The sequence below is a fragment of the Variovorax atrisoli genome (genome assembly GCF_014195185.1).
Classification (GTDB): Bacteria; Pseudomonadota; Gammaproteobacteria; order Burkholderiales; family Burkholderiaceae_C; genus Variovorax; species Variovorax atrisoli.
Genome location: NZ_JACIBG010000019.1, coordinates 25,051 through 35,333, shown reverse-complemented (window position 1 = coordinate 35,333; position 10,283 = coordinate 25,051). Strand labels below are relative to the sequence as shown.

9 protein-coding genes are annotated in these 10,283 nt (G+C 64.6%); 1 reads left to right on the top strand and 8 read right to left on the bottom strand.

Translation table 11 applies throughout. The features are described 5' to 3' along the window. Both FHY06_RS34780 and FHY06_RS34435 read right to left on the bottom strand, forming a co-directional pair. On the bottom strand, positions 1-180 hold a 180-nt coding region (locus FHY06_RS34780), incomplete at its 3' end, for a hypothetical protein (protein WP_207918261.1). A 799-nt stretch (positions 181-979) separates the two neighbouring features. Continuing rightward, complete coding sequence (locus FHY06_RS34435) at positions 980-2,446, bottom strand: aminotransferase-like domain-containing protein (RefSeq protein ID WP_132750637.1); 1,467 nt, start codon at positions 2,444-2,446, stop codon at positions 980-982. 360 nt (positions 2,447-2,806) lie between these two features. Here FHY06_RS34435 and FHY06_RS34430 point away from each other — a divergent pair, with 360 nt between their 5' ends. Beyond that, a complete protein-coding gene (locus FHY06_RS34430; protein ID WP_019653333.1) occupies positions 2,807-3,043 on the top strand; it encodes a hypothetical protein in 237 nt (78 codons plus the stop codon). Positions 3,044-3,470: 427 nt separating this feature from the next. Here the strand turns inward: FHY06_RS34430 and FHY06_RS34425 are convergent, their stop codons facing one another. The 6 genes from FHY06_RS34425 to FHY06_RS34400 all read right to left on the bottom strand — a co-directional run bounded on the left by FHY06_RS34425 (position 3,471) and on the right by FHY06_RS34400 (position 10,166). Beyond that, complete coding sequence (locus FHY06_RS34425; RefSeq protein ID WP_184607666.1) at positions 3,471-4,349, bottom strand: sugar phosphate isomerase/epimerase family protein; 879 nt, start codon at positions 4,347-4,349, stop codon at positions 3,471-3,473. Between the two features lie 8 nt (positions 4,350-4,357). Then, a complete protein-coding gene (locus FHY06_RS34420) occupies positions 4,358-5,545 on the bottom strand; it encodes a dihydrodipicolinate synthase family protein (protein WP_126184451.1) in 1,188 nt (395 codons plus the stop codon). Positions 5,546-5,558: 13 nt separating this feature from the next. Continuing rightward, positions 5,559-6,734 carry a Gfo/Idh/MocA family protein gene (locus FHY06_RS34415; protein WP_019653329.1) on the bottom strand — a complete coding sequence of 392 codons (1,176 nt, stop codon included), beginning with the start codon at positions 6,732-6,734 and terminating at the stop codon, positions 5,559-5,561. Between the two features lie 48 nt (positions 6,735-6,782). Next, positions 6,783-8,213 carry an enolase C-terminal domain-like protein gene (locus tag FHY06_RS34410; protein ID WP_184607665.1) on the bottom strand — a complete coding sequence of 477 codons (1,431 nt, stop codon included), beginning with the start codon at positions 8,211-8,213 and terminating at the stop codon, positions 6,783-6,785. Positions 8,214-8,229: 16 nt separating this feature from the next. Beyond that, the gene (locus tag FHY06_RS34405) at positions 8,230-9,009 is read right to left on the bottom strand and encodes an ABC transporter ATP-binding protein (protein WP_019653327.1); all 780 of its coding nucleotides are present in this window, start codon (positions 9,007-9,009) and stop codon (positions 8,230-8,232) included. A gap of 155 nt (positions 9,010-9,164) precedes the next feature. Further along, the gene (locus FHY06_RS34400; protein ID WP_184607664.1) at positions 9,165-10,166 is read right to left on the bottom strand and encodes an ABC transporter substrate-binding protein; all 1,002 of its coding nucleotides are present in this window, start codon (positions 10,164-10,166) and stop codon (positions 9,165-9,167) included. Between the last annotated feature and the right edge of the window lie 117 nt (positions 10,167-10,283).

Below are 10,283 nucleotides of genomic sequence, written 5' to 3'. Positions count from 1 at the left end.
ACGGGGTGTTGAGGTCGGGCAAGCCCTTCGATGTGAACCATCATCCCAAGGCAGTCTGTAGTTGACAGGCAGAACGGTGTCTTTATTTCGCTGCGCAAGGCACCCCATCGTCGTGATCGATGAGCGCTGCTGCGGCGTGAGCTCAAGAGGTTCACGCACGGCGCATTGCTGAATCTGCATTTGTTGGCAGTCTGTGCGACTTCGTGCTGCAGCAGCGGCTGCTTTGCCGGGTTCTTCTCTAGAGTGAATGCCCCTGTCACCCAACACCCCCCCAAGGGGATCAGAAAGGCGTCACCCGCTCAAGTCATCCAGATGTTCGAAGGCTGCTTGCCTCGCGGCAGGTCGTCGGTGCGAAAGCACTGATGCAGATGCGAGGTATCAAAAGGCGACGGCCAGGGTGTTCGCAGCACCCCAGCCGTCTAACCAAGTTCGTGCACACACCTTGGAAGGACCCGCACAAAAATGGCTACCAAGACTATAGCCCGGCCTCGCACGCCGGTAGCTTCCGCAGAAACCGCCCAACAAGATCCGGCGGATCTTCTCGAAAACACCCTCACTTAGCTCGAAGCCCTCCTGTGGGTCTGCCACGGCGAAGAGATCGACTGGTGCAGCGGGGATGGGCCTCGACAACTGAACAATCTGCTTTGGCTTGCGGCAGAGATGGCGCGCAAGGCTGGAGAGTTGTTTCAGATGAGCGAGAAGGCGCGACGTGGGGCGTCTGAGACCGGCGGTTAGCGGTCGGTCTGCGGGCCGCGGATTTCGCGGCCTGCGTGAAGGCCTCCTGTGAGGGAATTCGGGTCGCTTGGATATGTGGGGTAAAGCTCGATGGCTGCTATGTGTTCCGGGCTGATCGTTTGCGACGGCGACAGCAGGCCTTCCCGCAGGTAGTGCCTGACGGTCGTCTGCCTCATTCCTGCGCGGCGCGCGTGACGTTGAGAGTCAGTCGAAGGCAGCGGACCTCGGCCTGCATTGACCCCAACTAGGGTCTCGACGACCGTTCCTCGAAGATCGGCCCCGATTTTCCGGTTGTAGATTTCAGCTGCGCGTTGGCGAGTTCTCCAAGATTTCTTATAGCCCCTTCCAAGCGCGGGTCGCCGAGATGCCCGTAGTTGATGCGCAGGTGCCGGGTGTATCGGCGGTCGGCTGAAAACAGATGGCCCGGCGCTACACCTATGCCGAGCTGAAGAGCGTCCTGGTGCAGTGCGAGCGAGTCGACGCCTTCTGGCAGCGCGAGCCACAGGAAGTAGCCACCCTCGGGGCGCGTGACCCGCGTTCCAGCCGGAAAGTATCGTTCGATAAGTCGCAAGCATGCAGCCTGCTGGCGGCTGAGCGAATGCCGCAGGGCGCGCAGGTGGCGATCAAAACTCCTGTGTTGGAGGTACTCCTGCAACGCCAGTTGCGAGGGGAGTGCCGTCGCCAGCGAGCTCATCAACTTGTTCCGACCCAAAGTGGCTGCAAAGCGACCGCCCGCTACCCAACCGATGCGATATCCGGGTGCCAGGGATTTCGAGAAGGAACTGCAGTGCAGCACCCAGCCATCCCGGTCCCAGGCCTTGGCTGGTGGCGGTCTCCGAGCCCCATGCGCGAGTTCGCCATACACGTCGTCTTCGATCAGCGGTATGGCGCGGGTGGCGAGCATGCTGACCAGTTGCTCCTTGGCTGCGTCGCTCATGGTGCAGCCCATTGGATTCTGGAAGGTCGGCATGAACCAGCAGGCCTTCACCGGATGCTGGTCGATCACGCGAGCAAGAGAGCTGAGATCTACGCCTGTACGCGGGTGGGTCTCGACCTCGACCGCGCGAAGGCCGCGCCGCTCCAGTGCCTGCAGCGCACCATAGAAGGTTGGCGTTTCGATCGCCACGACGTCGCCCGGCTGCGTCACCGATTCGAGTGCAAGATTGAGGGCCTCCATCGCCCCGCTGGTGATGACCAGTTCAGACGCAGGAACATCCATTCCGACGCTGCCGTAACGCAGGGAGATCTGATGGCGTAATTGGGCATTTCCTGGTGACAGATCTTCGACGGTCTGCCAGGGATCCATCCGCTTGAGCGCTCGCGTCAGGCCGGCGGCAAGTTGTTCGAAGGGAAACAGCTCTGGCGACGGAAAGGCCGAGCCGAGCGGGACCATGTCGCGCTCGCGAGCCTGCGCAAGGACCTGAAAGACAAGCGACGAGACGTCGACCGGCATGGACCGGAGGACAGGCTCGGTGGCGGCGAGTTCATTGGTCGGCATTTCCGCCCCCGCTCGAACGAAGTATCCCGACCGCTGCCGCGCTTCGACAAGCCCCTGCGCCTCCAGCAGGTAGTAGGCAGAGAACACGGTGGACGCGCTGATGCCCATTTGCGACTTCAGTTCGCGCACGGAGGGAAGGCGATCGTTCGCCTTCAGGCTGCCCGCGCGAATACGCTGGGCGATGTTGTCGGCAAGCTTCTCGTAGCGGTTCATGGGCATCTCTTTCTGATACGGGCGTTCTGGACCGCTCCCGAGATTGTCGTATCAGACGTGTGCCTGCCCGACGCGACTACCGGCCTCCTTGCATCTGATACGAAGATTTTCAGCTGATCTGGTTCTGTACGTATCAGCCTCGAAGATGAACACTCGACAGCACGATGAGAATGCTTCGGTGTGCAGGCGGACTGCTCCGCCTTTCGGCGCGTCTTGCAGACGCCCATTCAGCTGACCGCTACCGTTTCGTTGGATTGATTAATCAACCAATTAATTAATCTTTCCGTTTCTTCATCGGTCTATTGAGCTGCTCGCCGCACTCGGGCATTTCTCGGTCTGTCACCTGATGTCTTTTCAATCATGAATTCAATCCCTATCTCCTTTGTTATTTTCAAGGTTCTCGTGCTCAGCGTGGGCATGTATTTGGCCGTCAAGTGGCATTACGAACGGGGACAGAAGTACAAGAATCAAAAGACAGCTGCAGTGGTCCTGACATCCATCAAGGTGGGCTCGGCGTTCATCGCTTCTGCGTTCCTCGTGCTCTTCCTCACCTTTGAGTTTTGCAATTGGATCGGTCTGGACCTGACCATGCGGTGATTGGAGGTTTTCGGTCGATGGCCTGAATACGGTGCGACTAACGGCTCGATCCGCTCGATCCGCTGGATTGCTGAGCTATCGAAGGTGCCATCTGCCAGAACATGAGTGAAGTAGTAGCCCTGGTGCAGCAAGAAAACTGCTGCAACTGCTGCACTTGGTGGCAGGGTCAAAGATGCGCCGAAGCCACGATGCGCCGGGCATAGTCGCTCAGTTCGGCCATTCGCAGCGACTGGCGTAAAGCCTGGGTATCAGCAAACACAGGCATGAGCGGTCAGTCGCATTGGTAGTTGACGCGCGCGAGACCGAAACCTCGTGCGGCGATACCCGCAGCGAAGTGAAGGACGAGTGCGAAGCCCGGGAGACATTCGCGGAGGGGGTACCCGGTGGCTTACGCACTCGCCCTGAACAACGCAAGCACAGAGCAGTGTTAGACAGCCTGCGTGTGCCGCTCGATGCAGATATCCAGCGTCTCCGCGCCAGGCCGCTGCCACCAGTCGAGGTTCGAAAAAATCTCCACTTCGCTGAAACCAGCGAAGCCTGCATCCTCGACCCACCCGCGGATCTTCTTCAGCTCGACCACGCCATCGCCCATCATCCCGCGGTCACTCAGTAGATCGCGCGTAGGCGTGAGCCAGTCGCAGACGTGATACGCCAGCAGGCGCTCGCGGCCGGCGCGGGCTATCTGCTGCTGCAGCTTCGGGTCCCACCACACGTGGTAGATGTCGAGAGCCACGCCGAGCATGCCGCTCCTGCCCGCATCGAGCTCGTCGCACAGGTCGAGCGCGTGTTCGAGCGTGTTGATGCATGCACGGTCGGCCGCCTGCATCGGGTGCAGGGGCTCGATGGCGAGAGGCATGCCGACCTCGCGGGCGTATTCGAGCGATGCGGCGATGCCGTCGCGCACTTCGCTGCGCGCGCGGCCGATGTCCTTGTAGGCGGCCTTGCCGTCGAGCGCGCCGGGCAGGGCGCCGACGACCAGCACGAGGCAGGGGGCGTCGAGCGTCTTGGCCTCGTCGATGGCGCGGCGGTTGTCGTCGAGCGCGGCCTTCAGGCCCGCCGCGTCGGGCGCGGGGAAGAAGCCGCCGCGGCAGTAGCCAGAGAGACCGATGCCGTGCGCCTTCAGCTGCTTCGCAATCTTGTCGAGGCCGACAGCCGCCACCTGGTCGCGCCAGGGGCTGATCGCGCGGATGCCGCGTTCGGCGCACTGGTCGATGATGCGGTCCAGCGGCACCTCGGCGCCCGACTGCTTGCGCACCGTGGCGGTGTTGATCGAGAGCCAGTCGTGGTTCTGCGAGAAATCGCGCATGCTCGTCTTCAACCTTCCACGCCGTGCAGGGCCAGCAGGGTCTTCATGCGCCGCACCGCCAGCTCGGGCTGCTCCAGCAGGTTGGCCGCGTCGGCCAGCCTGAACAGTTCGGCAAAGTGCTGCAGCGAGCGCGTGCTCTGCTGGCCGCCGACCATCGTGAAGTGCTTCTGGTGGCCGTTGAGCCAGGCCATGAACACCACGCCGGTCTTGTAGAAGCGCGTGGGCGCGGCAAAGATGTGGCGCGACAGCGGCACCGTGGGGCCGAGGATGTCGTGGAACTTCTTTTCGTTGCCTTGCGCCAGTGCACCCAGGGCTGCGCTGGCCGCCGGCGCGATCGCGTCGAAGATGCCCAGCAGCGCATCGCTCTTGCCGTGCGTGGGTTCGCTGCCGACGCCGTCGCCCGCGATCAGCTCGGCGTAGTTGAAGTCGTCGCCGGTGTACATGCGCACGCCCGGCGGAAGGCGGCGGCGCATCGCGATCTCCTTGTCCTTGTCGAGCAGGGAGATCTTGATGCCGTCCACCTTGTCGGGATGCGCGGCAATGATGCCCAGCGCCGTGTCCATCGCGGCATCGACGTCCTTCGTGCCCCAGTAGCCTGCGAGCGCCGGGTCGAACATGTCGCCCAGCCAGTGCAGCACCACCGGCTGCTTCGCCTGGCTCAGGATGCGGTCGTACACGCGCTCGTAGTCGGCGGGGCTCTTCGCCACGCGGGCCAGCGCGCGGCTGGCCATCACGATCAGCTTGCCGCCCAGCGCCTCGATGGCCGCCATCTGTTCCTCGTAGCCGCGGATCACGTCGTCGACGCTCTTCACGCTGTCGATGTCCAGGTGGTCGGTGCCGCAGCCCGAGGCGACCAGCGCGCCGGGCACGTCCTTCGCGGCATCGAGCGAGCGGCGGATCAGCTCCAGCGAAGTCGGCCAGTCCAGGCCCATGCCGCGCTGCGCGGTGTCCATGGCCTCGGCCACGCCCAGGCCCAGGGAGAACAGGTGGCGGCGGTAGGCGATGGTGGTGTCCCAGTCGACCGCGCACTGCAGCCATGGGTCGATGGCGGCCATCGGGTCGGCCACCACGTGGGCGGCGGAGTAGGCGATGCGGTTGAACTTGACGCCCGCATCGGGCTTCACCGGTGCAGTGCCGCGCAGCGCGTAGGGCGCGAGCGTGCCGCCCGCGGTAGGAAGGTTCAGCGAGAGAGCCATGCCGCGAACCTCGTCAGACCTTCAGCGCGGGCACGTCGACCCAGCGGCGGTCTTTCCACGACTCGAGCGCGGCCTCGACCAGCTGCACGCCCTTGGCGCCTTCGGGCAGCGTCCACTTGTAGGGGGCGTCTTCCACCACGTGGCGGATGAAGTGCTCCCACTGGATCTTGAAGCCGTTGTCGTAGACCTGCGAGTCCGGAATCTCCTGCCACTGGTCGAAGAAGTTCATGGTCTGCTTCTCGTCGGGGTTCCACACCGGGCGCGGCGTGGCCACGCGCGACTGGGCGCGGCAGCTCGACAGGCCCGCCACGGCCGAGCCGTCGGTGCCGTCGACGTGGAAGGTCACGAGGTCGTCGCGGCGAACGCGCGTGACCCAGCTCATGTTGATCTGCGCGATGACCGGCTCGCCGTTGTGGCCGGTGAGTTCGCAGGTGGCATACGCCGCGTCGTCGGCGGTGGCCTCGTAGGGCTTGCCGGCCTCGTCCCAGCGCCTGGGGATGTGGGTGGTGCCCAGGCAGCTCACCGACTTCACTTCGCCGAACAGGTTGTCCAGCACGTAGCGCCAGTGGCACATCATGTCCAGGATCATCCCGCCGCCGTCTTCCTTGCGGTAGTTCCAGCTCGGGCGCTGGATGGGCTGCAGGTCGCCTTCGAACACCCAGTAGCCGAACTCCAGGCGCACGCTCAGCATGCGGCCGAAGAAGCCGGCGCGGCGCAGCATGTCGAGCTTGCGCAGGCCGGGCAGGAAGAGCTTGTCCTGCACGGCGCCGTGCTTCAGGCCCTTGGTCTTCGTGGCTTCCTCTGCCAGGCGGGCGATCTCGACGGCCTCGTTGAGGTTGGTGGCGATGGGCTTCTCGCAATACACATGCTTGCCGGCGCGGATGGCCTTGGCCAGCAGGGCGGGGCGCATCTGCGTGGTGCCGGCGTCGAAGAAGATGGTGTCGTCCTTGTTCTCCAGCGCCTTGTCGAGGTCGGTGCCCCAGCGCGGGATGTTGTGCGCCTTGGCCAGCGCTTCCATCTTCTCGGCGTTGCGGCCGATGAGGATGGGGTCGGGCATGACCTTGTCGCCGTTCGACAGCGTGACGCCGCCCTGGGCGCGGATGGCGCAGATCGAGCGGATCAGGTGCTGGTTCATGCCCATGCGCCCGGTGACGCCGTGCATGATGATTCCTAGACGTTGGGTGGCCATCGTTTTCTTCCTTGGGTGCGAGAGATTGGTGCGGGCTGGACGCGCGCTTCAGTAGACGGAACGCATCGCGTCCCACGAGATGCCTGCGCCTGGCTTGCCGGTGGCGAAGCCGGGCGCGGCGTTGAGCGAGGACAGGTCGAGCTGCCCTTCGCGGATGGCGAGGCGCACTGCGCCGTCGCTGGTTTCGTAGAGAACCGGGTGGGCGCGCAGCAGCGCCAGCTGTTCGGCCTCGGGCGCCGCCGCGAGACCATTGACGTAGTGGTGGCCGTTGCGCTCCACGTGCGAGAGGCCGAGCCAGGCGACGAGCGCCAGGTCCTGCTGCACGCCGATGCCGGCCTGCATGGTCAGGTCCTCGCCCGAGAGAAAGTAGCGCGGCTTCTCCAGCTCAGCGTTCCATTGCGCGCAGCGCGCGGCATTGATCACCGATTTGTAGAAGCCCTTGCAGCTCTTGCTCGACACGCCGGTGTAGCCCAGCGCGCGGGCCTGCACGAAGGCGTCGAGCGTGGCGTCCGATTCGTCGATGAGCAGCGGAATGCGCTTGCCCAATGCCGACACGTCGCGCTGCAGCGCCGCGTCGCGCCGGATCGGCTGTTCGACGAAGACCGTCTTCTGCGCGAGCTTCCACAGCGTTGGCGTGGAGAGCATGCGGTCGAGAAAGGTGGCGAAGTCGTCGGCGTCCGCGTACTGCTCGTTGCCGTCGAGCGTGACCAGTTGCGCCTGGCCGTCGATCACGCGGGCGATGCGCTGGAGCCGGTCGATGTCCTGCGCGGTGTTGCCGCACAGCTTGAGCTTGAAGTGGGTGTGGCCGTAGCGCCGTACGGCGGCCTGCAGCGTCGTGGGCAGGCCGTCGGTGGGTGCATCTGGCAAGGCGTCGTACTCGTCGATAGCGTCCGCCAGCCCGACCGTGTGGCGTGCGGCGATGCTGTTTCGCGGTGACTGCTTCGCCAGGAAGGCCGGCATGTCGAAGCCCGAGAGGTCGTCGACCAAGCCGCTGCCGGCGATGTCGATGCCGCACAGGTTGGCGCTCATAGCCGCCGCGAAGCTCGTGCCGCTGTGCAGGCACAGCGCATCGAGCAGGGCGCGGTCGATCAGCGCGGGCCCGTAGCTGGCCACGAGCGGCTGCAGCCCCTTGGCCCTGGCGCGCGACTGCAGCGCTGCGTAGTTGGAGGCGAAATGCGTCCACGCGGTCTGCGCATCGGGCTCGGCGGTGTAGGCCTCGCGCGCATCGCGCAGGGCGAAGCGCAGCTGTTCGAAGTTCTGCTCGTTGGTGAGCGCCGGGTTCTTGTCGAACCACTTCGGAATCATCATCTCCGCAGCGCAGCCCTCGGCCGTGCGGCCGTCGGCGAAGCGGGTGCGCGCCTTCACGTAGACCTGCGGGCAGGCCGTGACGGTGGCGGCGCCGAAGCGGAACGGCAGCCGCAGCGCCACGTTGCGCTCGGCGAAGCGGATCTCCTCGACGTGAAAGCGGATCGCGTCCATGGCCTGCATCTGCTCTTCAGTGGTCCAGGATGCCCTGCGAGTAGAAATGCGCACGCACCAGCTTCGTGTAGGCGCCGAACTCGGCCGAGGCCATCACGTCCAGCGTGCGCGGGCGCGGCAGGTCGATGTCGTAGACGGCCGCAATGGAGCCGGGGCGTTCGCTCATCACCATCACCCGGTCCGACAGGAAGATCGCTTCGGGAATGCTGTGGGTGATGAGCAGCACCGTCTTCTTCGACGTCATCCAGATGCGCTGCAGCTCCAGGTTCATCTTCTCGCGCGTCATCGCGTCGAGTGCGCCGAAGGGCTCGTCCATCAGCAGCACCGACGGGTCGTGCAGCAGGGCGCGGCAGATCGATGCGCGCTGCTGCATGCCGCCCGACAGCTGCCAGGGGTACTTCTTCTCGAAGCCCTTGAGGCCCGCCATTTCCATCAGCTCGCGGGCACGGGCGCGCGATGCCTCCGACGGAAGGTGGCGCATCTCGGCCTGCAGCAGGATGTTGTCTTCCACGCTGCGCCAGGGCAGCAGCACCGCGCTCTGGAACACGATGCCCACGTCCTTCTGCGGGCCCTTGATCGGGTGGCCCGCCAGCGTGAGGCTGCCGCCGCTGATGGGCAGCAGGCCCGCCACCATCTTGAGCAGCGTGCTCTTGCCGCAGCCCGACGGGCCGACGACGGAGACGAACTCGCCTTCCTTGATGGCGAAGTCGAGCGGCTTGAGCGACTCGACGGGGCCGTCCTTGCTTGGGTAGATCTTCGAGACGCCGCGCGCTTCGATCAGGTTCACTGGAGACATGGAGCGTAGTTAAAGGACGAGGCGAATGAGAAGATGCAGCGCTTGTGTTTCTTCGGGGAACACCGCGGAACCGGCTTTGCCGGGCCGCAGGTGTTGCCCCCGGGTAGGGGTGGGAGAAGCGACACGAAGTGCGCGGAGCCTGAGGGCGAGTCTGTTTACGGCAGGAAGTCGAGAGTGACGTAGTCCTCGGGCTTGCCGCGTGTGGAAGCATCCATGCCGCCGTACTGCACCAGCAGGTCGAGCGAATCGTTCACGTTCTTCATCTGCACGCGGAAGGGGCGCTGGTTGGCGGTTTCCTTCGTGTGATACAGGGCCACGCTCTGCTTCATGCCCACGATGAGCGTGTCGCGCACGCCGGCCTTGGGGTTGGCCTTGAGCATCGCGTCGACCGCGGCCTCCGGGCTCTTCTCGGCGGCTTCGGCGGCCTTTGTGGAGGCGCGCATGAAGCGCTTCACCAGGTCGGGGTTCTCGGTCAGCAGGTTCTTGTTGGCGATGATCCCGGAGCTGATCTGGTTCACGCCCGAGTCGGCGAAGCGGATAGGCGTCACCGGCTTGCCCGTGGCGTCCTGCAGCTTGATGGCCTGGTCCATCACGTAGCCCAGCAACAGGTCGGCCTGGCCGTTGATCACGGCATTGAGCTTGGTCTGCGCGTCGCCCGAGACGGTCTTGATCTGGTCGGCCTTGATGTCGTTCATCTTCAGGAAGAGCGGCCACATCTGCGACATCGAGTCGCCCGGCGTCACCGCCACCGTCTTGCCGATGATGTCCTTCGGCGTCTTGATGTTCTTCTCGGTGAAGCCCATCACCGACATCGGACTCACCTGGAACAGCACGCCGGTCGACTTCAGCGGCGCGCCCTTGGCGGCGGCCTTGATCATGGTGGTCACGTCGATGTAGCCGAAGGTTGCCGACTTGGCGGCCACCGCCTGCGCGGTGACAGCGGAGCCGCGGCCTTCCTGGATGTCGAGGTCGATGCCTTCCTCTGCGTAGAAGCCCTTTTCCTTGCCGAGGAAGAAGGGCGCGTGCTCGCTGTACAGGTACCAGTTGAGCATCAGCGTGACCTTGTCCTTGGGCTTGTCGCCCTGGGCGTGCGCCGGGGCGACGGCGAAGGTGGCGAGCGCGGCCGCGGCGAGCAGCGTGGGGAGCAGTTTCTTCATGGTGTTGTCTCCGGGAGTTGTCAGGTATGGCAAGGGAACTTGGACTTTCGCGGCGCCATGTCTACCCCGGCTGCGAGAAGCGGGCATGTCTTGCCAGGGATACCGCGGAACCGGCTT

Excerpts from the sequence above, each read along its gene's own strand:
- FHY06_RS34400 (WP_184607664.1), bottom strand. The coding sequence starts at position 10,166 with ATGAAGAAACTGCTCCCCACGCTGCTCGCCGCGGCCGCGCTCGCCACC.
- FHY06_RS34415 (WP_019653329.1), bottom strand. The coding sequence starts at position 6,734 with ATGGCCACCCAACGTCTAGGAATCATCATGCACGGCGTCACCGGGCGC.
- FHY06_RS34435 (WP_132750637.1), bottom strand. The coding sequence starts at position 2,446 with ATGAACCGCTACGAGAAGCTTGCCGACAACATCGCCCAGCGTATTCGC.
- FHY06_RS34420 (WP_126184451.1), bottom strand. The coding sequence starts at position 5,545 with ATGGCTCTCTCGCTGAACCTTCCTACCGCGGGCGGCACGCTCGCGCCC.
- FHY06_RS34410 (WP_184607665.1), bottom strand. The coding sequence starts at position 8,213 with ATGGACGCGATCCGCTTTCACGTCGAGGAGATCCGCTTCGCCGAGCGC.
- FHY06_RS34425 (WP_184607666.1), bottom strand. The coding sequence starts at position 4,349 with ATGCGCGATTTCTCGCAGAACCACGACTGGCTCTCGATCAACACCGCC.
- FHY06_RS34405 (WP_019653327.1), bottom strand. The coding sequence starts at position 9,009 with ATGTCTCCAGTGAACCTGATCGAAGCGCGCGGCGTCTCGAAGATCTAC.
- FHY06_RS34430 (WP_019653333.1), top strand. The coding sequence starts at position 2,807 with ATGAATTCAATCCCTATCTCCTTTGTTATTTTCAAGGTTCTCGTGCTC.